This window comes from Mucilaginibacter myungsuensis (genome assembly GCF_015222005.1).
GTDB lineage: Bacteria > Bacteroidota > Bacteroidia > Sphingobacteriales > Sphingobacteriaceae > Mucilaginibacter > Mucilaginibacter myungsuensis.
In genome coordinates, this window is sequence record NZ_JADFFL010000001.1 from 322,983 (window position 1) to 347,049 (window position 24,067).

Here is a 24,067-nt window from a genome sequence, read left to right on the forward strand (position 1 = left end):
TTATTAATCAACTCATTTTCAAACAAATAACATTAATCCATTGAAAATAACCCCCGGAGTTATTTTCAAAAGCATCTGTTTATCAATAAGTTGACATCAACAAGGAGTGTATACGCCTAAAAGTTGTATACACCCCCTTGGGCTTATTTTTTAAACCTCTCTTTTACCCTATCTACATTTAAAAAAAAGACCCGGTATTGACCGGGTCTTTTATAGTATATCAAGAAATTACTTTGTTGGAGGCGGAGGGGGCGTACCGGCACCACCTTGCGGCGGAGGACCACCCGCTCCCGGGCGACCAAAACCAGGGCCACCCTGCGGCGCCGATAATAACTCTTTCAATTCGGGATGGGCTGAGCCGCGGTGGCAAGTGATACAAGCTATACCACTCTCACTCATCATGCCTAACGAATCTTTTTTACCCTCAAAATATTTACTGTTGATCTTGGCCGTCATCTTGAACATTTCGCGGGCCATTTCTTTCTCTTTTTTGGTATCTGCCGCATTATTACCACGTTCGTGACAGAAATTGCAGCGTACGCCTAAAGCGCGTGTCCATTTACGCATGATGGTCTCGATCTGATCATGGGTAAGGTTTTTAGGCAATACTTTCAAATTCTTAGCTTTCTCCGGTTCAGGGGGCATGGATGCTAAGGCTCCAAAAACAATAAGGCTGGATAGGCCCATTGTGATAAATAGCTTTTTGTTGATCATTGCTGCTTTTGGTTATTTTGAAAACCAAGATAGCTCAACATTACTTAATTATGACAATTGTAAACAAAAAAATACGTGGCAACACCTATCCACAGGCATTACCACGTAAAGTTATTTATTCTAATACGATCTTAATCTATTAGATCAAAGCTAATTGAGGGTTGCAAAGAACCTTATTTATATAGATTATAAATTACTGTTTCACGGGTTGATTAGAAGCCATAAGGTCTCTCTTGGGCATAAAAACTATCGGGCAAACAAAGTACGACTTAATATCATGCCCATTTTGGCGGGCCGGATCCCATTGCGGCGCACCCTCAAAAATGCGCACCAACTGCTTGTTCATTTCTTCGCTCAGCACATGTTTGTCAACTTTAGCACGACGCACTTTTCCCTTTTTGTCTACCATAAAAGCTACCTGCACCTTTCTGCCTGCGTGGCAGGTAGAGTCCAGCTTGATCTGCGATGCCAAGTAACCATAAAAGTTACTCATTCCTCCCGGGAACGAAGCCTCGGAGCGGTTCGCTGTTTCGGGGTCGGCAATTTCTTTAGCCGGCTTTACGGAGTTTACGTCCTGAGCACTGGCCGTGTATGATGCCACACAACACAAACCGGTGATCAACGCGAACTTAAATTTGTTAGAACGGATAGCGGACAGAGTTTTCATAACCTTGTAATTTAATTGATGAACACTAAAGCTGTTGTTATAAGGCAGGGCGCGGAAGTTGATGTCGGTGTAGAAATTGACGATCAATTATTTAAAGCTAAGTAATTTATTTTATTGTAACAAGATAATTACTAAAATAGTTTTACTCCCGGCGGGTGTGGTCGTTGAAGTTTTTTATCCTTAACTTGCTTAAAAACAAAACCCACATGAAAAAACAATTGATATTAGGGCTGATGCTACTGTTCACTGCCGGCGCCTTCGCCCAAACAGAAATGCCCACCGCCGAAAGCGTGCTTAAAAAAGCTTACGCACAAGCTTCGAAAGAGAAAAAGAAAGTAATGGTGATCTTCCATGCATCGTGGTGTGGTTGGTGCAAAAAGATGGATGCATCAATGGCGGAACCTGCCCTAAGCAAATTCTTTACCGATAATTATGTAATAGCCCATTTGGACGTGTTGGAGCAACCCGAAAAGAAGAACCTGGAAAATCCCGGCGCTGCCGACGTAATGAAGCAATACCAGGGTGATAAAGCCGGACTGCCGTTCTGGTTCGTTGCCGACACTAAAGGCAAAAAACTGGGCGATAGCCAGATCCGTCCCGAAGGCGCTGCTTTAGATACTTATGGTACAAATGTAGGTTGCCCGGCCGATGACAACGAGGTGGCCCATTTCATCAAAGTGCTAAAAGGCACATCAAAACTTAACGATAGCGAGTTGGCCCAGATCACCGAGCGTTTTGCTAAGAATAAACCGGCACCAAGACCGGCGGCAGCTAAGCCTGCCGCTACAGGAAGCAGATAATTCTGCATTTACGCTATAAACAAGCAAGGCCCCGAAAATTCGGGGCCTTGCTTGTTTAAAAAACTCACGTCATCGCGAGGAGATTCTATCGGCGATGTGGCGATTTCCATGACATGTTGATCAAAACAAATTAAAGTCTCGCTTCCCCGCTTGAGCGGGGTCAGGGGTGTGTCCTTCATTTGCAAGGTCTGCGAAAGGACACACCCCTACGATAGTTTCTGCTCCACGTTCGTCCAGTGCTTCACCGCTCAAGCGGGGAGACTTGGGGTCTATCACTTCGAAGTCCTGGGAGATCGTAAAAAGCGCGATGCGGCCCGTTGTGATCAATTCATCACCCTAACCTTCAAAAAGCTGGGATGCAATTTAGACGTGTAAACCTTATGAGTCGCTTTCTTAAAGTCACTTTCATCAGCCTTCATGATGTTCACAAAGGTTTGTGGGTTACGATCCATCAACGGGAACATGCTGCTTTGGATCTGAACCATAATGCGGTGACCTTTTTTAAAGGTATGTAACACATCTTGCAACTCGAATTTTACCGGGGTGATCTTGCCCGGCACAAATGGCTCTGGTTTATCAAAAGCGTTACGATATTTACCGCGGATAGGTTCGCTCCTAACCATTTGCTGATAGCCTTTCATATCTATCTCTTTACCGCGGATGGTGTTATTAGCAGCGGTATCAGGATAAACGTCGATCACTTTTACTATAAAATCAGCGTCAGTACCTGTGGTCGATACATTTAAGCTTGGCCAGATATTGCCGGCAATGGTCACGTCTTTATCAAGCACATCGCTGGTGTAGCTGATCACATCTTTACGATCCTTAAGGAACCGTTGGTCAGCTACCATGTATTCCCTATCCATACCCATGCTTTTAGCGGCGGTAAATGGCACCGGGTTAGCCGGATCAGACTCATAAGCATCGAAGCTTTCTTTGGTTGATGTTGCGGCGGTGAATGATAACTTTCCGCCCGGTAAAAGGTATAAACTCTTCTCCACAGATGCTACCGGTGGCCAGGCTTTGTAAGTGCGCCATTTGTTTGTACCGGTCTCGAACGTGTTGATCGTTGCCAGGTCGCCTAATATTGTTCCTTTTAAATAATGACTAAAGAAACGGAACTCCACATTTTCGCGATACCACGGACCTGTTGGGCCGCCAAAGCTAATATCACCTAAAGCGTCGCCGTCACCTCCGGCCCAGCCGCCATGTACCCATGGCCCCATCGTGAAATAGATAGGAGACTTAGGGTTATTCTTTGCTAATACTTTGTAGGTATTAATAGCGCCGTAAAGATCCTCAGCATCATACCAACCACCTGTAACCAGCACCGCTGTTTTGATATCGTGCAGGTGGGTCAGAATGTTGCGATCTTTCCAGTGTTGGTCGTAGTCCGGGTGTGCCAATAGGTCGTTCCATAGACGCATGGTATCTTTGTAGTACTTCGCATTGGTGTTTTTCATCGGCCCCATTTTCAGGAAGAAATCGTAGCCGTCATCTGTACCCGGGTTCATCCGCCCACCTCGGCGCTGTGTAGGCTTATCATCCTGACGGTTGATAAATCCCGGATAAAAGCCAAAGTTAGCGACCAAAAAGAAAGCGCCGTTGTGCCAGCCATCATCGCGCCAAAGATCGGCGATAGGAGCCTGGGGCGATGCAGCCACCAATGCCGGGTGACGGCTTGTTAAAGCAGCGGTGGTATAAAACCCGGGGTAAGATATTCCCCACACCCCTACTTTGCCGTTGTTGTTAGCGACGTTCTTCAATAACCAGTCGATGGTATCGTAAGTGTCCGTGCCCTCGTCTACATCTTTATTGGTCTTGTGTACTTCTAAGGCTGGTGTCATTTCCTTGTACATCCCTTCGCTCATGTAACGGCCACGTACGTCCTGGTAAACAAAAATGTAGCCATCATGCACAAATTGCGTCGACGGACCTAAAGATGTTTTATAAGTATCCGGCCCGTATGGCGACACGCTGTAGCAGGTACGGTCCATCATAAAAGGATATTTCCTGGTTTGATCTTTGGGAACGTATACTGAGGTGAACAGCTTTACACCATCGCGCATAGGTATCTGATACTCAAACTTAGTATAATTGGCCTTAATGTACTCCGCATCAGGACTTGGGCGACCTCGCTGGGCGAAAGCTGCAACCGTTGACAGGGTAAAAATATAAATGAGAATTCGCTTCATCTTAGGGGGCTATTTGAATTTTTGGGAGTTTAACCTAACGATGTCAAAGTATCATTAATGGTTCTACCATCTTTTGTTATGAATTTACTATGATAGTTTATCATGATTTGATCTATCAGCGGCAAATTTTCAAATATCTCTTTGACCTTAGGAAAAAGTTGGATGTAATTGGCGATAAAAAAAGAAATTAATTTTATTCCTGTTGCGATGTTAAAATTACTCATCTGTATGTAATCATTCTTTTGTTTGTCAAATAAATTAACATACTGGAAAACGGCAACATTCGATGGGTGAGCGTAAAGTGAGAAATAATTATACATTGGTCCCATCTTTTCTACATCCATGTTCATGTGAGGTATTGTCGTTTCCCAAGACAATAACTCTACATCATTCCGATTAATTTTAACTTTGTAATCTCTCTTTTTTATTTGCTCAATAATTTTTTTCTTTCCTGCGTCGGTTAACGAATTAAAAACGTTTGTTTTTTCAATTTCAGATGTCAATGTCAAAATCTCAGCGGCCTCAGCAATTTGTTTTTGCCTGTTTTCATCAATAGTAATATTATTTGAAAATTTCTGTCGATATTTTAATCCAGCTATAACCCAAAGATTGTACATAATCTTTCGTTCTTCTTCAAATTGCGGAATGATGAAAACGAGATTAAACATAGCAACTGTTTCATAAAGTGTCCTAACTAACACCGCGACAACAGTAGGGTCTATGATCGTATTTATTCGGCTCCCATCGCGCGATTCAAAGTTCACTCCGGCTAACATGTCTCTTAAACTAAGCAGCTTTGAAAACATCATTTGCAAAACAAGTTTTGACTCACTTTCAGCTTTAGTCTGAGGTATTTCTCTGCCATGAATGTTTAATATCTGAAACATGCATTCACAAAGAATTTGACACATATCGAAGTTAGCGATAAGAGTATCACCTCCTGATAAATAAACAAAATCATTCCTCAGTTTATTGATTTCTTCTTGTTTCATTTGTTAAATCGATGAGCAGATTTCGAATAGTCACAATTTAAAGTAGTTAATTTACAACAAAAGCCGGTTTGTAACAAACCGGCTTTCATATCTTGGGTACTTAGAAAATAATTACTCGTTTATCGCTTTCACGCCCGGCAATTCTTTGCCTTCCATGTATTCTAATAAAGCGCCACCGCCTGTTGATACGTAGCTTACGTCATCGGTCATGCCAAATTTAGCTACCGCTGCTGCAGAGTCACCACCACCGATCAGTGAGAATGCGCCGTTATCGGTCGCTTTTGCAACTGCCTCAGCTACCGCTTTAGTACCGATCAGGAATTTCTCCATTTCAAATACCCCCATCGGGCCGTTCCACAAAATGGTTTTAGAGTTCTCAACTACCTCGCTGAATAATTTAGCCGTCTCAGGACCGATATCTAAGCCCATCCAGTTGTCAGGTATCTCGCCGGTTTTAGCAATGCCGGTGTTGGCATCAGGAGAGAAAGCATCAGCAGTAACGTTATCTAAAGGCAGGTATAATTTAACGCCTTTTTCTTTTGCTTTTTGTTTGATGGATAAAGCCAATTCTAATTTATCAGCCTCAACCAATGATGTACCGATGGTGCCACCGTCAGCCTTAGCAAACGTATAAGCCATACCGCCACCAATGATCAGGTTATCTACCTTATCTAATAATTTTTCGATAAGCAGGATCTTGTCAGATACTTTTGAACCGCCCATGATCGCAGTGAAAGGTTTAGCAGCGTCGTTCAGGATCTTCTCGGCGTTGGTCAATTCAGCTGCCATCAGGTAACCGAAGTATTTAGCTTCAGGGAAGAACTGTGCAATGATCGCTGTAGATGCGTGCGCGCGGTGAGCGGTACCAAAGGCATCATTCACGTAGATATCGCCTAACTTAGATAGTTTCTCGGCAAATTCTACATCGCCTTTTTCTTCTTGTTTGTAAAATCGTAAGTTCTCTAATAAAAGCACTTCGCCCGGCTGCAAAGCTTTAGCTTTTTCTACAGCTTGCTCGCCAATGCAATCATCAGCAAACTCTACCTGCTGACCTAACAGGTCTGACAAGTGTTTTACCACATGCTTTAACGAATATTTATCGGTAGGGCCATCTTTTGGTCTGCCCAGGTGCGACATCAGGATAACTGCGCCGCCATCTTTCAGGATCTTTTGGATGGTTGGTAAAGCCGCGGTCATGCGGTTATCATCGGTGATGTTGAACTGTTCGTCTAACGGAACGTTAAAATCAACCCTGATGAGTGCCTTTTTGCCCGAGAAACTTATTTGATCTACTGTTTTCATATTAGATAGCTATGGTTGTAATTATAAGGTCGGCAAGATCGTAAAAATGATCTGAAAACCTAAAGCCTAAGTGCTAAAATATGTTAGCCTTTAGCAAAAACTTCACTGTATCTTAACATACATTACATAATGAGGGCCTATTCCGGCCACTTCAAACTCGCCGGATATGACCTCGAAGCCTAAACCTTTATAAAACTTGACAGCAACCTTACGGGCATTGCACCAAACGTAGTTAGCCTTTTGGCCTTTCAGGTATACGATAGCAAAGTTGACCAGTTGGTTACCCAAGCCTGTACCGCGATATTTTTCGGTAGTAGCCATGCCACGCAACTGATATGCCTTACCGGCAAACTCACCATAATTTTGCGGATGGAAAGATGCCACGCAGGCCAACTCCTCCCCTACATAATATCCTAAATGAAAAACGCCCTCGATGGTGTCTGTCGGGAAGCGGCACTGCTCGTCGGTAAGGTTATGGCCTTCTCTTAAAACGGCGTTGCGGATGGGCAGCAGGTCTTCTACTGATATAAATTTGATCATGCTTTCTTTAAATTATTTATGCGTTCAACCAAGTCTGCTAACCGGCTCGAATAGCCAACTTCGTTATCGTACCAGCCAACCACTTTCACCATCTCTCCTACTATGGAAGTTAATAGCGAATCAAACAGACAACTGTGCGTATTACCCAACACATCTACCGATACAACCGGATCTTCAGTATATTCCAGGATATTTTTCATCGGACCATTGGCTGCAGCTTTAAAAGCGGCGTTGATCTCGTCTACAGTTGGGACAGTTTTTAATGTACAGGTAAAGTCAGTTAACGAACCATTAAGCACCGGCACACGGATACCCGCACCGCCTAACTTGCCATCTAAATGCGGGAATATAGCCGTGATTGCCTTAGCCGCACCTGTTGTTGTGGGGATGATAGAACCCGAGGCTGCCCTTGCCCGGCGCAGATCCTTATGCGAAGCATCATGCAGGTTTTGGTCGCCCGTCATAGAGTGTACTGTGGTGATGTAGCCGCTAACGATGCCCCAATTATCTTCCAGCACTTTGATCATCGCGGCCACGTTATTGGTGGTACATGATGCATTGGAGATGATAAGCGCACTCAAATGCGCGATATCATCATTAACACCTAACACGGTTGTCGGGGTTTCTTTATCTGTCGACGGTGCCGATAGGATAACCTGTTTAGCGCCTGCTTGCAAATGCTTTTCACCACCGGCGCGGCTTGCGTATTTACCGGTAGCCTCGATCACCAGATCGATATCTAATTCAGCCCAAGGTAATTCAGATGGTTCTTTGATACAAAGAGTTTGGACGGACTTTCCGTTGACGATCAGCTTGTCACCATCGGCAGAAACAGTTCCCTGGAAACCACGATGTACCGAATCGTACTTAAAAAGATGGGCTATGGTGGCGGTATCGGCCAGGTCATTTATAGCAACCACTTCGATATCCAGCTTGGCCAATATCTGCCTTAAAAATATCCGGCCTATCCGGCCGAACCCATTAATAGCTATACGCATGTTTGGTTTATTTAAAGCACGCAAAGCTAAGTAAATATTATAAATGCGTTAGATGCCGATCATCAGCGTACCGTAACAAAAAGAGCGTCCCTTTTTTGGGGACGCTCCATTCACTATAAAACAAGGACTCTATTAACTGAACCTTACGCCGAACGGGCTAACAATGGCAGTTACTTGTGCAGCTGTTAACGGCTCGTCGAAAGACTCGGTAGCAGCATTTACTGATATTGTTGTTCCGGCTGTTGCACCGGCCAATTTAGAGATATCGGCACCTGCTTGCGTTACGTTAGCTTCGCCATCGTAAACAGCGTTCACAGCGGCTATGCCTGTATCGTTCCCACCAGTGATCCATGGTTTGATAGCTGTACCACGGGTACGGCGCAAGTAACGGATAGCGGCAGCGTGACGCGCCTCTACCGAGTGGATATTCAAAGCTGCGGTCAAAAACACCTGCTGACCTAACAACACACCTGCCTGGCCTTTGTAAGCCCTTACGCCTGTGTCCTCAAATGCTTGCGCAACGGCAAGGAATGTATTGTAATCGCTAAATACCGTAGCGAAACCACCACCTGCTGTAAAATCATAACTGTTGGCGGCGGGAGCAGGTAAAGCTGCACTACCTAAAACCCCCTTAAGGAAGTTAACGTGCGCGTTCTCATGAGCGGCGATCGGTGCAATATAATTGCTACGGTCTGCCGATGGGATCGTCAACGTAGAAGCGGCTAAACCGCGGTTATAAAACTCAGCCTCAAAATACTCTAAGCGTAAAGCGATGTTTAGCGTAGTAGTAATGGCTGGCGTAAGGGTCGCGGTTTGTCCGTATGCTTTTTTTAACAAAGCGGTAAACGCAAATGGCAACGCGGCGGCAGCGACCTTCGTGCCGAAACCCATCATATTTTTGATGGCAGCACGGCGTGGATCGATCCTGTCCTGAAATTCCGGGTCTGCCTTATCTATCTGGTCAATTATTTCTAAAATATTCATGGCAATGGGGGTGATTAAGGAACGTAATTAAATGAAGCTGCACTTACTTTTGTCTTTAAATAGGTGTTAGCTATTGTTAAAGATTGGGCTATGGTCAATTGTTTGTCCATAGCATTACCATCTAAAATGGTGCTGTCGGCAAAGCTTGCTGGACTGATCAGCGCACGAATGTAAGCCGCATGACGCGCCTCTACTGATACGATCTTACCTGCTAAGGCCAAATAGTTAACATCTTTGATCAGGTAACCGGCACCGTTGTAAGCACCTACACCTGTATCTTCAAATGCTTTGGCCGCAGCTAATACTTTGTCGCGGTTTGAAAAATCGATAGAACTGAAATCTACCGTTAACGCGTTGATCGCACTACCGCCGATAGCTGCTTTAAAGAACTGACGGTGGGCAACCTCATGGTCGCGGATGTCTGTCAAAAGGTCACGCTCACTTTGTGATATACCGCTGTAAGGGTTGGCAACTGCTTGAATGTAAAATGCAGCCTCTAACTGCTCCAAGGCATAAGCAAAGTTAAGGATACCGATATCGCCGGCACCAATATCGATAGTGTTTACCGGAGTTGGTACGTCGTTATCCTTTTTCTTGCAGGAATCAAGTACCATGGCACCGGTAACGGCTGCCGCGCCTACACCTGCATAACGTAAGAACGACCTCCGGGCCATGTTCACGTTATTCTCTGAGTCGAGTTGTGTTTTCATATAAAGTAATTGAGTTGTTTAGTATCAATTACTCGTTTTGTGTAAAAATGGTTTTACATTTGTCAGGTATATGTCAGACCGTTTCGGAGTACTCCGAATAAGCCTAACCATTTATGTCAGAACAGATTGAACAACAGATAGAAGCGTTAATATTCGCGTCGGAACAAAGCATCCGTGCCGAGGAGATCCTGTATTGTTTACAGGCAGCTTTCGAGCAGGACTTTAGCGACGAGGACATCAACACCCATATCGATAATATTAAAGCTAAATACAGCGCGCCCGAGCTGGCTATCGAATTGGTGAAGATCGGCAGCGGTTATCAATTCCTGACCAAAAAAACCTTTCACCCTATCATCAATCAATTGCAATTAGAGCGGTCGAAGAAAAAGATGAGTCAGGCCGCTATAGAAACTTTAGCTATTATTGCATATAAACAACCGGTAACCAAGCTGGATGTTGAGCAGATACGCGGCGTTAACAGCGATTACTCGATACAAAGATTGTTAGAGAAGGAATTAATTGTGATATCGGGGAAGTCCGAAACGGTGGGAAAACCGCTTCTGTATGCTACCAGTCCGCTTTTTATGGACTATTTTGGCATAAACAGTATTGCAGAATTACCTCAGATAAAAGACTTTACCGATACAGCTGTAAGTATAGGCGAAGCGCAGGAATAATTTGGAATAATTTTTTTGTTTAAAACCCGACTTTATTATTTTTGGGATACAGTAAACAACTATTGATAGGAAACGATTATCGAACAAAACAACCTACTAAGGTCTTAAAAGCTAAAGTATATGGGAGCCCCAAAGAAACCTACGAAGAAAGCCAGCACTGATAATGATGATCTGGATGATGACGATGACATGCCGGAAACTTCGACCAAGAAGAAGTATGACGAGGATGAAGACGACTATGATATGCCGTTAGACGATATTGAGAACGTTGATTACGACGATGACGACGACGATTTTTGATCGTCGACCGATATAAAATGGAAAGGCATCCGTTACCACAACGGATGCCTTTTTTATACATGTACTTTTAAACGCCCTGCATGACCATAGTTGAAGTTAAGGATAAACATACCCGAAAGCAGTTTTTAGATGTAGCCCGCTTTATTTATAAAGACGACCCAAATTGGGTATGCCCTTTAGATAACGAAGTTGAAGCGGTGTTTGATCCGGCTAAAAACAACTTCCACAAGCACGGCAAAATAACAAGGTGGGTCCTGCTCAATGATCAGCAAAAACCTGTAGGCCGTGTGGCAGCCTTTATTAACGAAGAAAAAGCTTACAAACACGATCAGCCAACCGGCGGCATGGGCTTTTTTGAATGCATTGATAATAAAGAATATGCCTTTACACTATTTGATACAGCCCAAAATTGGTTGCAACAACACGGCATGAAAGCCATGGACGGCCCGATAAACTTTGGCGAGAACGATAGCTTTTGGGGATTGTTAGTAGAAGGCTTCACTCAGCCATCCTACGGTATGACATACAACCTATCTTATTATCGCGCATTTTTTGAGGAATACGGATTTACCACACTTTACGAACAGATCACCAACCACCTTTCGGTACACAAGCCATTTCCGGAGCGTTTTACGAAGATCGCTAATTGGGTGGCCCAAAAACCGGGCTACAGTTTTGAGCATTTAAAGATCGGCCAGATAGATAAATTCGCCAGCGACTTTATGGCTATTTATAATGATGCCTGGAAGGATTTCGAAAATTTTGTCCCGATAGAACGCGCCACCGTATTAGAAAGCTTCGAAAAGATGAAAGCCATTATGGACGAAAAGCTGATCTGGTTCGCTTACGTTGATAAGGAGCCTGCATCATTCATCATTATTTTGCCTGATGCCAACCAAATGATCAGATCGCTCAATGGGAAACTGGACCTGATCGGTAAACTAAAATTCCTTTACAACCGATGGAAAGGTGTAACGCGGATGCGAGCCGTAGTAATGGGCACCAAACAAAAGTTCCAAAAGCACGGGCTGGAATCAGCCATATTCATCAAGCTTAAAGAATACGTACTGCCATTGAACCAATACGATGAACTGGAACTATCCTGGGTAGGTGATTTTAACGATAAAATGCTGGCCATCCACGAAGCTACAGGAGCGACCTTCGGTAAGCGGCATTTAACAATGAGAAAGATATTTTAAAACCTTAAATACAGTTATCCAACCACAACGAACTTTATTGTTCATAAAAGGCCTTTATATGCTTTGTGATCCTTTCCTTTGTGCACTTTGTGATTAAGCAGTAAACGGGACAACAAAAAGCCCTTCTTAATAAACAGAAGGGCTTCATATTATGCGGTCACTTTATTATGCCTTAATTCTTCAAATAGTTCGATGACCTTTTTCTGTAGGTCGATAACCTCAGCTTCGCGATCCATCAATTTTTTATGAACGGCTTCTAATTCGTTCTGTGTTTTTTGGTCCTGTTCGCCCTCACTAAAAGTTAGTAACTGAACGACGGACATCTCGAACAGGGTTGAAATTTGCTCGAGCCGGGAAAGATTGATATCAGTTATACCGGTCTCAATTTTAGAGAATGCCGGGATAGAAATGTCCAATCTTTTAGCAACATCTTCCTGACTCCATCCTTTTTGATGCCTTAATAATCTGATCTTTTTTCCAAGTGTCTTCATAAATATTAATTAGGATAAGGGTTTCTCAATAGTTAATAAAGTTACAATAAAAATTCATTTTTCAAAAAAAATAATTAATTATTCGAACTTTTTTAATAGTTTATTCGTTAAAGCGCCTAAGTCGATACCACCAAAGTTGCCTGAACTCATCAGGAGCACGTTTTTGCCCTCAATGTCTAAATTTTCCAAGTGCTCTTGTAAGGCTGTTGGGTCATTAAAAAACAGCACTTTTTTGTTCGCGAAGGCTGTCCTGAGTACCGAACCATCATATGGTTCCATCTTTTTCTGCTCAAAAGTCTTACGGTCGATGAAAACTATCGCCATATCAGCAGCATCCAGTGTGCCGGCATACTCGCTTAAAAACTCTTTGTTAAGGCTGCTGAAAGTATGCAACTCCATACAAGCGATCAATCCCCTATCAGGGAACTGCGTTTTTACCGCATTGATAGTTGCATGCAATTTAGATGGCGAATGCGCAAAGTCTTTATAGATGTTAGTACTGTCAGACTTACCCATCAGCTCCAACCTGCGGGCCGCTCCGGTAAAGCTGCTGATCGCTTTATAAAAGCTATCGCTGTCTATACCCAACTGCTCGCATACCAAACGGGCCGCCTGCATATTCAGCAGGTTATGGTCGCCGAACACGTGCATATCGTAAACGTTGCCTTCTGCAATTACCGAGGTAACGCCTTCTTTGATCTGATACTTTGGTAATGTGTAAGGTATCTCGACAATACCATCTGCCTGGGTTTGGGCAACTGCCTCGCTCAAAACGGTATCGTCCTCACTAAAGATCAATTTACCGCCCGGCTGGATGGTTTTAATGAACAAGCGGAACTGCTCTATATAGCTATCAAAAGTCGGGAACACATTGATATGATCCCAGGCTATGCCACTGATCACACCGATGTTACCTTTATACAAATGAAATTTAGGCCGGCGGTCTATCGGCGAAGCCAGATATTCGTCGCCCTCTATTATGATCACAGGCGCGTCGGTCAGCTTAACCATGGTTTCAAAGCCTTTCAACTGCGCGCCAACAAGGTAATCGAACTGTTTACCTACATTGTTCAATACATGCAGGATCATGCTGGTGATGGTGGTTTTACCGTGGCTACCACCAATAACAACACGAAGTTTATCTTTAGACTGCTCGTAGATATATTCAGGATAAGAATAGATCTTCAGGCCTAATTCCTGTGCTTTCAGTAACTCTGGATTATCTACGCGGGCATGCATTCCTAAAATAACGGCATCAAGGTCGACGGTTATCTTTTCAGGATACCATCCCTCCTGCTGTGGCAGGATACCATATTTTGCCAGACGACTACGGGAAGGCTCGAACATGACATCGTCCGAACCGGTAACTTTAAAGCCTTTGTTGTGAAGTGCGATAGCCAAATTGTGCATAGCGCTGCCGCCAATGGCTATAAAATGTACCGTCATTTAATCCTATAGGTTGTAAAAATTTGTTATTGCAAATAAACACAAAAAACTATTAACCTTTATAAAATTATTTGTCGTTTACAGACTATTTTAAACTCACTTCAACAACAGCACGGGTACGGACGAATTGAGCGATAATTGCTCTGAAATACTACTGTGGACCAGCGATTTAAAAAAAGCTTTAATTATGCGGCAAAGCGGTCGTCATTTGCAAGCTCGTTTTGTCAGTAACGTTTCATTTTAAAGGATCGCTATCAAAATAACTTGCCGAATTAAATATTCAGCGTACATTTGTACTGTAATAATTTTAATTACAGATAAACAGAACATGAACGCCCGTTTCCAGATCGCGATACATATCCTCACCCTGCTTGATCACGCAGATGGTGAAGTATTATCGTCAGACTATATGGCCGGCAGTTTGAACACCAACCCGGCCCTGGTACGTAAAGAGATAAGCAACCTGCGCAACCATGGCTTGATAGATAGCAAAGAAGGTAAAGGCGGCGGCTACACGTTAAGTTTATCCGCCGATAAGATCACTTTAGATATGATCTATCGCACTGTGAAGACCGGGCCGTTATTGGGTTCATCAAAAAATCAACCCAACCCGGCCTGCCCTATCGGGCGACAAATAGGCGGACAGATCGGTAAACTTTATGACGAAGTTGACCACGAGATATTGACCAAACTTTCGACCATAACGCTCGCCGAATTTTCGAGAAATTTCGATTAAAAAAATTTAAATAAAACTGTAACATATTTAATTACAATTAAAATGACAAATATAAAAATTGCATTAATAGGCGCTACCGGCTATACCGGCACAGCAGTATTGAACGAAGCATTAAGCCGCGGCCACCAGGTAACTGCCATAGCACGTAACCCGGATAAGATCACCGTAACTAATGATAACCTGACCCTAAAGGCAGTTGATATTTATGATGCCGACGCTTTAGCAGAAGCACTCACCGGCCACGACGCCGTATCGAGTTCCTTTAATGCAGGTTGGGGAAACCCGGATCTGTATGCCGACTTTATCAAAGGCTCAGAAACTATCCAAGCTGCTACAAAAAAAGCCGGTGTAAAACGTTTACTGGTGATAGGTGGTGCCGGTAGCTTATACTTACCTGATGGTTCGCAATTGGTAGACAGCACTGAATTCCCGGCTGAGTGGAAAGAAGGCGCGACAGCTGCCCGCGATTACTTAAATATCCTAAAGAATGAGACCAAACTGGATTGGACGTTCCTAAGCCCTGCCATCAACCTGCACCCGGGTACGCGCACCGGTGTATTCCGTTTAGGCACCGATAACCCTGTATTTAACGAGCAAGGTAAAAGCGATATCTCTGTTGAGGACCTTGCTGTAGCTTTGGTTGACGAATTGGAAAAAGGTCAATTCATTAAACAACGTTTTACCTTAGGTTACTAAATAATGAAGCCTTCCTGACTCTGTGTCGGGAAGGCTCTATTATCTTGGTAATCAAAAGCCTTAAGCTTTCATCACCCCTATCTTCTCCCCTTTCCAATCAGGGAATAGCTTTTTATCGTTATTGATCTTCAGATGTTTATCGGCCACCTCGCTGAACACCGCGCGGAAATCGGTAGTTACGGCCAGATCGCGGCCATCTTCCAGGTTCTCTTTGATCAGCGGCTTCATATCGCCATGTACCAGTCCACCGTTAACGTCATTACCTAAAATGAAGTTACACGATGCACGGCCATGGTCAGTACCACCTGTACCATTCTGCGCTACCGTACGGCCAAATTCGGTCATGGTCATTAAGGTAACGTCGTCCTGATACTGACTGATATCGCTCCAAAATGCTACGATACTATTGCTCAGATCGGCCACATTACGGGCGAACGGACCGTTCTCGGTACCCTGATTAAAGTGCGTATCCCAACCACCAGATTCGGCGAAGGCTATTTCCAGGCCTACGTCCATCTTTATCAGTTGGGCTATTTGTTTAAGCGAATTACCTAAAGCGGTATTGGGATATGCAACTCCGGCAGCAGGTCTGTAATTCCTTACATCATTCTTTTGCAGCATTTTTACGGCATCAAAGCTCTCTTTACCGGTCTCTTTAAGCAAACTGGATGTAGCCTGACCATAAAGATCCTCAAAGCTTTTAGCCGCCATATTAGCGGCGTTCTTATTGCCGCCCATCTGTATGTCAAAATCCTGCAGGTTGCTGATCGATACTGAAGGGTTATCCCCATAAAATGAGCGCGGCATCGATGAGGTTAAACTCACCGCCTGGAATGGCGTAGCGGCCTCGTGACCTAACAGACCGACAGCCCTGTTAAGCCAACCACTGGCGGTACCTTTATTAAATGGCGTACCGGCCTCCATGTAATCCTGCGCATCAAAGTGTGAACGGGTATTATTCGGCGAACCTATCCCATGAACGATACCTAAACGTTTCTCACGGAATAACGGCTCGAAAGCAGCCATTGAAGGATGCAGACCAAAGCGACCGTCCAGATCGATCAATGGCTTGGTTTTGCCGCCTTGCGCTGCCGTCATGAATAACGTTGGGCGGGCTTTCTTTAAATTCTCATCGGTGAACGGTGTCACCGCCATCAGCCCATCCATTGCGCCACGCTGAAAAATAGTAACCATGATCTTACGTCTCTGGAACGGGTTAATGATCTTATTACCACTTGCAGCAGCCTCGGCTAAAAAAGCCGGGATACCGCCCATCAATCCAACGCCGAACAGGGCTATCCCACCTTGTTTTAAAAAACCTCTTCTCGATGTCATGACCTTATATTTTTGTTTGGTTTTTATATCCAATTCTTATTTCCCCAATTCCTCCACTTTAGGGAAGGGGGGCCTTATCTCCTCTGAAACTCCGGAGAACCTACAATAATGCCCACCACTTGTGCGAGCATGGTATTGTTACCTTTATTATTGGTCTGTGCCTGGTAACCATTTCGGCGACCGGCATTTGGTTTCGGTTCTTTCGGTTCAGCACCTGCAGCCATCATTTCTTGCCCGCCGCTCATCATCATATCACTTTGTGCTGCGGGTAGCGTTGGCGGCGGCGTTTTGCTTGCAGCTTCGGCCACCTTTTGGCCAAGGTTAGGGTCGTTCAGCATGGGCGTTAATTGTTTAACGGTAGCTGTAACGTCACGCTCGGGCATTACCAGTTTGCTGTATGTCAACAACGCTGCTTCGGGGCTTTCGGGTTCGCGGTTCTTGTTCAGGGCCGCAAGATCTATCTTAACACCTGGGATCCTGTCTGATGCTAAGGCCAGACCGAAGTTCATCCTACTTAATAACGCGCCGGTATTTATCCAATATTGACCCTTATCAGGATAACCTGTCGGTGCCTGATAGCCATACATGCGCTGCCCCATTTTATTGGCCCAACTGTACAATTGATATGGTTGGGTAATGGTTGCATTTAAACTCCTAACCGAACTGATCACTAACTCGAATGGCGATTTAGTTTTTTCCCTCAACGCCGATGCCGACCAAAATTCTGGCGAAGTTGCCATCGTCGTTAACACCTTACGGATGTCGCCGTCTTCGCTGTTATACGTTTTGGTCATTTTGTCCAACAAGCTTTTCTGTGGGTTATCGTTTACAAAACGCACTGCCAGTTTGCGGGTGATAAATTTTGCGGTAGCATTATGATGGGCCAGCATATCCAACAATTCCACACCTTCCTGATAACCAGCCGGGCTAAACTTTTTACCCATCACGGTCTTCTCAGCATTATCATGTCGGTTAGGGGTAAACAGGAAATCACCATCGTGGTAATATCCTTTTGCTTTTAGTTTGTCGTCGTCACCAATTCTGGCTAGTTGCTGCATGGTATTGGCACCGCCACCATATTCGCTCATAGGGTAAACTGTCCAGCCGGTAAGCACTTTGGCGGCTTGGGTCACATCTTCTTGCGTGTAACCGCCGTCCACACCAAGTGTATGTAGTTCCATTACCTCACGGGCGTAGTTCTCGTTCAAGCCCGAATTCTTTTTACCCTTGATCACTTTATCCATCATCTCGGCCATCATCGGGTTGGTGGCAGCCTGTTCTTCCATCGCTTTCATACGCGCCTGGAATTGCTTATTATTATCCTGATTAGCGCTCGCTCCCGAACTGGTAAAATTATCCAGGTAATAAAGCATCGCCGGGGATTTAGCAGTAGCCAGTAACAGGTCGCCAAATTTGCCGGTCACGTTAGGGCGTATCACATCACGCTCGTAAGCCGGGATAAACTCGGCAGCGTCACCTTTGGTGGTAGATACGTTAAAGTGGTTCAGCCAAAACTCGGTCAGCACCTCACGCAGTTGATTATGAGAGTAGGCCGCGCGCATCACCTTTTGGTTATATAATTGGCGATACAATTCCTGCATCGGTTTTAAACCTTTAGATGCCATGTAGGCGTTCAATTCGTTACGGTATTCCTTGCGATCCTCGCGTGCCGAATCTTTATTGATCACACCGTCTTTGATAGCCATACGCAAAGCCTGACCGCCGCGCGGGTACACGTTTGCGACTTGGGTATTGGTCATCTTCATGGCATCGTAGGGTGCAAGCAGTGTGGTTAGCGAATCATCCGGCATATTGCCGTCCAATTGCTGTTCGAACCATTTTTCCAGCCCCGTCTTCACCACTTCATCTATCTCGCCGGGCGTTGCACCGTAAGTGAATCGGCTTAACAAGTGAGCGGCTGCTTGCCGTTCCGTCAGACCTGCTTTTTTATATGGAAATTTAAAACTGGGAGCGACCGACCAATCAGCCGAAAGGAATGACGATAGAACGAAAATTCCGCTTAATAACGCAACAAGCGACAGAAAATACTTGACTGGACTTTTCATAATGCTTTTAGTTAAGACAGGGGAAGGCAATAATTGTATGACGTAAAATTAAGCCATTGGTTTAAAATATCGTATCGACCGTGAACGAATTTATGTAACGATATTATTGACATTGAACATCATAACCTTTGTATAACCGAAAAGCGGGCAATAAGTTTACCGTAACAAATTCGTAAGTCAGGGCATCATATCGGCGATCTTTTGTACCTTAACGCAAAACTTTCAGCTCTGCATATGAACGATACCCCTCTGATACGGATCAGTAACCTTCAAAAATATTACGGCGATAAATTGGTCCTTAAAGGCCTAGACCTCGACATTTACCCCGGTCAGGTGATCGGTTACATTGGCCCCAATGGTGCCGGAAAATCCACTACGGTTAAAATACTGACCGGACTTATCCCCGATTTTAAAGGCGAAGTGATCGTAGACGGCATCAACATGGCCCAAGATCCGCAAGGCATAAAAAAACTGATCGGTTACGTACCCGAGAACGCTGAGATATACGATGTGCTTAGCCCTATGGAATACCTTGATTTTATTGGTAAACTGTACGGCATGGAAGAGCATTTACTTCATGATCGCGCTAAAAAGCTACTGACCGCGTTTGGCCTTGGCGATAACATCAATAACCGGATGGACACCTTTAGTAAAGGCATGAAGCAAAAGGTATTGCTGATATCGGGTATTATCCATAACCCCAAGATCATTGTATTAGACGAGCCATTATCAGGTCTGGATGCCAACGCGGTGATCATGATCAAAGAATTGATCGTAAGGTTAAAAGCAGAAGGCAAAACGGTTTTCTACTGCTCGCACATGATGGACGTGGTAGAAAAGGTATCCGACCGGATCTTATTGATCGATAAAGGCAAGATCATTGCCGACGGCACTTTCGAGTCACTCAAACAAGACCATAGCGATACCCTCGAAGGCATTTTTGCTAAACTAACTGGACGTGAAGGCTCGGGCACCGAGGCTGACGCTATCATTAACGCATTCGACTGATCGGGACTATGAATAAACTACTACTACGCTTAGCCCGCATGTTCGATCCGATACTGATCAAGGCGGGCGTGAATACCGATCAGTTGCATCATATCCTCGCTGTTAAATTAACAATGGACGACCGCCGTCCGCGCACGCTGTTCGCTAAAAAGAAGACCGCTACAAGCAATAGCGGCAACCCTATCCTCACCATCCTTTTTTCGATGCTGATGGGTTTGGTTTTGGCCATGATCTTGTTTTATGGCGAAGGGCCGCTATCTTCCCATACTTTCTTTTTCAGTATATTCATCATCCTGCTGTGCTTTACGATTGTTACCGATTTTACCTCGGTATTGATAGATACGCGCGATCAGTTCATCATCCTCCCCCGCCCTGTTGACGACCGCACCATCGCTGTATCGCGCATAGCACATATTACCGTTTACGTAATCAAATGGGCTTTCGTTCTGGGTCTCCCTGCTATAGTTTTGGCGGGGGTGGCCGATAAAAGTTTCCTGTCGCCGTTCGTAATGCTGATCGAAGTGTTGCAGGCTACCTTCATCAGCGTACTGATCGTTAACCTGGTCTACCTGGCCATGATGCGCACAATGGATCCGCAACGGTTTAAGGATCTGATCAACTATTTTCAAATAGCTTTTTCTACGCTGATCTTCGCCACCTATTATTTACTGCCGCGATTAGTGGATCTGAAAGCTTTGGCCAAGATCAACCTGCTGGAACATACCTGGGCTTATTTTTTACCTTCGGTTTGGATATCAGCATTTAATTACGTGTTCATCCACCCCGGCCAATTGACCTTACCTGTTATCATTTTGGCATTGATGGCTTTGGTAGTACCGATGGTAGGTATATGGTTCGTGATCAAAGTGCTGGCACCGGGCTTTAACCAAAAGTTGATGGCGTTATCAACCTCTGACGGAAATACCTCGGCGCCGAGATCTATTAAAACCTATGACAAACAGGACCTCAGAGATAAAATAGGGAAAATGGTAGCGCCTGATCCGGTAGAGAATGCGGGTTTCAGCATCAGCTGGAAACTGGCCGCCCGCAGCCGCGACTTTAAGCTAAAAGCCTACCCGTCATTCGCATTCGTACCTATTCTATTCCTCTACATGGCTTTAAGCGGCGGGAAAGGGCAATCCCTTGATGATAAACTGACCAACATACAAAGCGGCAGCGCCTATTTTTCGCTGCTTTACCTTAGCAGTATCATCCTTACATCCATGCTCACCAACATTGCCATGTCCGAAAAATTCAAGGCCGCCTGGATCTACTACGCGGTGCCTGTAGATAAACCGGGCAGGATACTTTCGGGGATGTTCAAGGCGGTCTTGACATTATATTATCTGCCGTTCTACATGATCACAGCTATTGGCGTAGCGGTAGTTTGGGGGCCTGCCACTATTAACGACGCGATATTGGCTTTTTTTATATGCCTTATTTATGGGGTGTTGGTCGCTTTGTTCGGTGTCAAGGGATTACCATTCTCTAAGCCGGTGGTAGTGAAACAATCAGGTGGAAAAGTGATCGCGAGTATGGCAACATTGATATTGGTAGGTATATTAGGTGTTGGCCACTACTTTTTAAGTAAATGGGAGCTTGCTATTTGGATAGTTATTGTACCAATTGCCGCCATTGCCTGGATCATGATCGTGCAATATAAAAAAACCAGTTGGATGGATCTGGAATCGCTGGATGAAAGCGAGGCGATCGAAAAGCCCAAGAAAATTAAGAAACCCACTAAACAAACTATATGAAAAAACTCAGTACTTACATCTTCCTGCTACTGGCATCAACCTATGTGCATGCACAAGACGAGACCGGCTACCGGACGCCACCCAAAGCCATGAGCGATCTGCTATTGGCTAAACCAACGCCCACTGCCGGCATCGACTCTAAAGCCGAGTGGATGTTATTAAGCGAGCGTAACCCCTACCCGTCGGTAGAGGAATTGGCCCGGCCCGAAGTGCGTATCGCAGGTTTGCGTATCAACCCTAATAACTACTCGTTAAGCAGGCAGACCTTCGTTAACAATTTTACACTGAAGAACATTAAGACCGGCAAAACCTTCCCGATCACGGGATTGCCTGCACCGCTTTTTGCCGGCGGCGTTAGCTGGAGTCCCGATGAGCATAAGATCATTTTCACGCAGACCAATGCCAAGACCGTTGACCTTTACATGATCGATGTGTTGACCCACAAGGCTACCAAGATCAACAAACATTCTTTAAACACGATATTAGGCACAGGGATAACCTGGGTAGATAATAACACAGTATTATATCGCGCTGCCTTAAAACCGGCAGCTTTAGCGCCGGCCAAACCACTGATGCCTAAAGGGCCAACTATTCAGCAAAGCTTAGGCAAGGCCGCACCAAGCCCCACTTATGAGGACCTGATCAAATCGCCGCATGACGAAAGCCTGTTCGAGTTTTACGCTACCTCGCAACTAACTCGCAATAAAGGTGGTGTGGAAACACCTATCGGTAAGCCGACTATTTACAGCAGCATCACGGTATCGCCCGATAAACAATTTATGCTGATGCGTACCATCCGCAAACCATTCTCGTACCTGGTTACTGTCGGCGGCTTCCCATCTACCGTGGCCATTACCGACATGACCGGCAAAGTGGCCAAAGTAATGGCGACCCTGCCATCAAGCGAGGGTACACCCTCGGGCGCGGATAACACCCAAAACGTTCCGCGTGGATTTGATTGGCGCGATGACGAGCCTGCCACCATCACCTGGTCGCAGCCACTGGATAGCGGTGTCATTAAAAAGAAAATGGATTTTCACGACGCTGTGTATTCGCTAAACTCGCCATTTAAAGGTGAGCCTAAGGAGTTATTCAAAACCCCATACCGTTTCCGTGGCATTACTTGGGGAACACCGACACTGGCATTAGTAAGTGACGGTTTAAGATCTAAGCAAACCAACCGCACATCGGTATTCAACCCGTCGACAGGGAAATTGGAAACCTTGATCGAGCGTAGCACTACAGACTCGTACAATAATCCCGGCACACCTGTTTTGGTTAAAAATAAATATGGTCGCAGTGTGATTCACACTACTGATGGCGGCACCAAGCTATTGATGAACAATACCGTAGGTGCATCAAAAGCCGGCGACCTTCCATTTTTGGCTAAGTTTGATCTGAGCACTAAAAAGAACGATATCATTTGGCGCGCAAGCGAGGGCCATTACGAAATGGTGGTTGATGTATTGGACCCGGATAAACTCATCGTATTGACCCGTCGCGAGTCGCAGACCGAAGTACCTAATTATTTTATTAAGGATCTGAAAGCACCCGGTAACGATAAGCAGATAACCAGTTTTGCAAACCCTTACCCGCAAATGGAAGGTGTTAGCGTGCAAAAGATATTTTATAAACGTAAAGACGGTGTAGACCTGACAGGCGACCTATACCTGCCAAAAGGCTACAACAAAGAGAAGGACGGCCCACTGCCGGTACTGATCTGGGCTTACCCACGCGAATATGATTCGGCCGCTGATGCCGCACAGACCCGCGGTTCTAAAGACCGCTTCACCACAATTGGTGGCGGCAGCCCGGTATTTTTTGTGATGGCAGGTTATGCGGTGTTGAACAATGCCGAAATGCCGATCGTTGCCAAAGAAGGCAAACGCCCTAACGATAGCTTTGTAGAGCAGTTAGAACTGAACGCCGAAGCGGCCATTGGCAAATTATCAGACATGGGCGTTGGTGATAAGAACCGTATGGCCGTTGGCGGCCATAGCTACGGCGCTTTTATGACCGCTAACCTTTTGGCCCATACCAAATTGTTTAAAGCCGGATTGGCAGAGAGCGGTGCATACAACCGTACTCTTACCCCTTTCGGTTTCCAAAACGAGGACCGTACTTACTGGCAAGAGCCTAAGTTGTATTTTGATATGAGTCCGTTCAGCTATGCCGATAAGATCAAAACCCCGCTCCTGCTTATCCACGGCGATGCCGACGATAACTCGGGTACCTTCCCGATCAACAGCGAGCGTTTATTCGCGGCTGTAAAAGGTTTGGGTGGCACGGTGCGTTTTGTTTACCTGCCTTACGAGGCCCACGGCTATCGTGGTAAAGAGAACCTGCTGCACAAACTTTGGGAGCAGCTGACGTGGATGGATACTTATGTAAAGGGAGCTAAGTAGTCTCGGGTCGGAAGTCTGAAGTTCTAAGTCAGAAGTCCTTTATGTTTGT

22 protein-coding genes are annotated in these 24,067 nt (G+C 45.0%); 9 read left to right on the forward strand and 13 right to left on the reverse strand.

What is annotated here, in order from left to right:
- Window positions 1-228 precede the first annotated feature (228 nt).
- Together IRJ16_RS01395 and IRJ16_RS01400 are read right to left on the reverse strand one after the other, a co-directional pair.
- Window positions 229-714: a c-type cytochrome gene (locus tag IRJ16_RS01395; protein ID WP_228079725.1), complete on the reverse strand. Its 486-nt coding sequence runs from the start codon at window positions 712-714 to the stop codon at window positions 229-231.
- A 193-nt stretch (window positions 715-907) separates the two neighbouring features.
- Complete coding sequence (locus tag IRJ16_RS01400) at window positions 908-1,381, reverse strand: energy transducer TonB (RefSeq protein ID WP_194109724.1); 474 nt, start codon at window positions 1,379-1,381, stop codon at window positions 908-910.
- Between the two features lie 206 nt (window positions 1,382-1,587).
- On the opposite strand from IRJ16_RS01400, the gene IRJ16_RS01405 reads away from it, so the two are divergent.
- Window positions 1,588-2,181 carry a thioredoxin family protein gene (locus IRJ16_RS01405; protein WP_194109725.1) on the forward strand — a complete coding sequence of 198 codons (594 nt, stop codon included), beginning with the start codon at window positions 1,588-1,590 and terminating at the stop codon, window positions 2,179-2,181.
- A gap of 323 nt (window positions 2,182-2,504) precedes the next feature.
- Here the strand turns inward: IRJ16_RS01405 and IRJ16_RS01410 are convergent, their stop codons facing one another.
- The 7 genes from IRJ16_RS01410 to IRJ16_RS01440 all read right to left on the reverse strand — a co-directional run bounded on the left by IRJ16_RS01410 (window position 2,505) and on the right by IRJ16_RS01440 (window position 9,902).
- Window positions 2,505-4,376 carry a CocE/NonD family hydrolase gene (locus IRJ16_RS01410; RefSeq protein WP_194109726.1) on the reverse strand — a complete coding sequence of 624 codons (1,872 nt, stop codon included), beginning with the start codon at window positions 4,374-4,376 and terminating at the stop codon, window positions 2,505-2,507.
- Window positions 4,377-4,405: 29 nt separating this feature from the next.
- Window positions 4,406-5,368, reverse strand: a complete 963-nt coding sequence (locus tag IRJ16_RS01415) for a DUF5677 domain-containing protein (protein ID WP_194109727.1) — start codon at window positions 5,366-5,368, stop codon at window positions 4,406-4,408.
- A 111-nt stretch (window positions 5,369-5,479) separates the two neighbouring features.
- Window positions 5,480-6,670 (reverse strand): phosphoglycerate kinase, encoded by a 1,191-nt coding sequence (locus IRJ16_RS01420; protein WP_194109728.1) that lies wholly within the window; start codon window positions 6,668-6,670, stop codon window positions 5,480-5,482.
- A 102-nt stretch (window positions 6,671-6,772) separates the two neighbouring features.
- Window positions 6,773-7,210 (reverse strand): GNAT family N-acetyltransferase, encoded by a 438-nt coding sequence (locus IRJ16_RS01425; RefSeq protein WP_194109729.1) that lies wholly within the window; start codon window positions 7,208-7,210, stop codon window positions 6,773-6,775.
- Window positions 7,207-8,208 (reverse strand): type I glyceraldehyde-3-phosphate dehydrogenase, encoded by a 1,002-nt coding sequence (gene gap, locus IRJ16_RS01430; RefSeq protein ID WP_194109730.1) that lies wholly within the window; start codon window positions 8,206-8,208, stop codon window positions 7,207-7,209. Before gap ends, IRJ16_RS01425 begins: the two co-directional genes overlap by 4 nt.
- Before the next feature lie 132 nt (window positions 8,209-8,340).
- Window positions 8,341-9,192: a ferritin-like domain-containing protein gene (locus IRJ16_RS01435; RefSeq protein WP_194109731.1), complete on the reverse strand. Its 852-nt coding sequence runs from the start codon at window positions 9,190-9,192 to the stop codon at window positions 8,341-8,343.
- A gap of 14 nt (window positions 9,193-9,206) precedes the next feature.
- Entirely contained in the window at window positions 9,207-9,902 is a 696-nt protein-coding gene (locus IRJ16_RS01440) for a ferritin-like domain-containing protein (RefSeq protein WP_194109732.1), read from the reverse strand.
- A 113-nt stretch (window positions 9,903-10,015) separates the two neighbouring features.
- Between IRJ16_RS01440 and scpB the strand changes: the two genes are divergently transcribed.
- From scpB to IRJ16_RS01455, 3 genes are all read left to right on the forward strand, one after another.
- Complete coding sequence (scpB, locus tag IRJ16_RS01445) at window positions 10,016-10,579, forward strand: SMC-Scp complex subunit ScpB (RefSeq protein WP_194109733.1); 564 nt, start codon at window positions 10,016-10,018, stop codon at window positions 10,577-10,579.
- A gap of 120 nt (window positions 10,580-10,699) precedes the next feature.
- Entirely contained in the window at window positions 10,700-10,879 is a 180-nt protein-coding gene (locus IRJ16_RS01450; protein ID WP_194109734.1) for a hypothetical protein, read from the forward strand.
- Between the two features lie 80 nt (window positions 10,880-10,959).
- Window positions 10,960-12,078: a GNAT family N-acetyltransferase gene (locus IRJ16_RS01455; protein ID WP_194109735.1), complete on the forward strand. Its 1,119-nt coding sequence runs from the start codon at window positions 10,960-10,962 to the stop codon at window positions 12,076-12,078.
- A gap of 149 nt (window positions 12,079-12,227) precedes the next feature.
- Here the strand turns inward: IRJ16_RS01455 and IRJ16_RS01460 are convergent, their stop codons facing one another.
- Both IRJ16_RS01460 and IRJ16_RS01465 read right to left on the reverse strand, forming a co-directional pair.
- Complete coding sequence (locus IRJ16_RS01460; RefSeq protein ID WP_194109736.1) at window positions 12,228-12,569, reverse strand: helix-turn-helix domain-containing protein; 342 nt, start codon at window positions 12,567-12,569, stop codon at window positions 12,228-12,230.
- A 78-nt stretch (window positions 12,570-12,647) separates the two neighbouring features.
- A complete protein-coding gene (locus IRJ16_RS01465; protein WP_194109737.1) occupies window positions 12,648-14,015 on the reverse strand; it encodes a UDP-N-acetylmuramate--L-alanine ligase in 1,368 nt (455 codons plus the stop codon).
- A 328-nt stretch (window positions 14,016-14,343) separates the two neighbouring features.
- On the opposite strand from IRJ16_RS01465, the gene IRJ16_RS01470 reads away from it, so the two are divergent.
- Complete coding sequence (locus tag IRJ16_RS01470; protein ID WP_194109738.1) at window positions 14,344-14,751, forward strand: RrF2 family transcriptional regulator; 408 nt, start codon at window positions 14,344-14,346, stop codon at window positions 14,749-14,751.
- 42 nt (window positions 14,752-14,793) lie between these two features.
- Entirely contained in the window at window positions 14,794-15,447 is a 654-nt protein-coding gene (locus tag IRJ16_RS01475) for an NAD(P)-dependent oxidoreductase (protein ID WP_228079727.1), read from the forward strand.
- 60 nt (window positions 15,448-15,507) lie between these two features.
- Here the strand turns inward: IRJ16_RS01475 and IRJ16_RS01480 are convergent, their stop codons facing one another.
- A complete protein-coding gene (locus IRJ16_RS01480) occupies window positions 15,508-16,782 on the reverse strand; it encodes a DUF1501 domain-containing protein (RefSeq protein WP_194109739.1) in 1,275 nt (424 codons plus the stop codon).
- Window positions 16,783-16,856: 74 nt separating this feature from the next.
- Window positions 16,857-18,848 carry a DUF1800 domain-containing protein gene (locus IRJ16_RS01485; protein ID WP_194109740.1) on the reverse strand — a complete coding sequence of 664 codons (1,992 nt, stop codon included), beginning with the start codon at window positions 18,846-18,848 and terminating at the stop codon, window positions 16,857-16,859.
- A gap of 234 nt (window positions 18,849-19,082) precedes the next feature.
- Here IRJ16_RS01485 and IRJ16_RS01490 point away from each other — a divergent pair, with 234 nt between their 5' ends.
- The 3 genes from IRJ16_RS01490 to IRJ16_RS01500 are packed head-to-tail and all read left to right on the forward strand — an operon-like array spanning window position 19,083 to window position 24,018.
- Entirely contained in the window at window positions 19,083-19,856 is a 774-nt protein-coding gene (locus IRJ16_RS01490; protein WP_194109741.1) for an ABC transporter ATP-binding protein, read from the forward strand.
- Window positions 19,857-19,864: 8 nt separating this feature from the next.
- Window positions 19,865-21,613, forward strand: a complete 1,749-nt coding sequence (locus tag IRJ16_RS01495) for a hypothetical protein (protein WP_194109742.1) — start codon at window positions 19,865-19,867, stop codon at window positions 21,611-21,613.
- Window positions 21,610-24,018 (forward strand): prolyl oligopeptidase family serine peptidase, encoded by a 2,409-nt coding sequence (locus IRJ16_RS01500; protein WP_194109743.1) that lies wholly within the window; start codon window positions 21,610-21,612, stop codon window positions 24,016-24,018. The genes IRJ16_RS01495 and IRJ16_RS01500 overlap by 4 nt, the downstream gene beginning before the upstream one ends.
- Window positions 24,019-24,067: the final 49 nt, after the last annotated feature.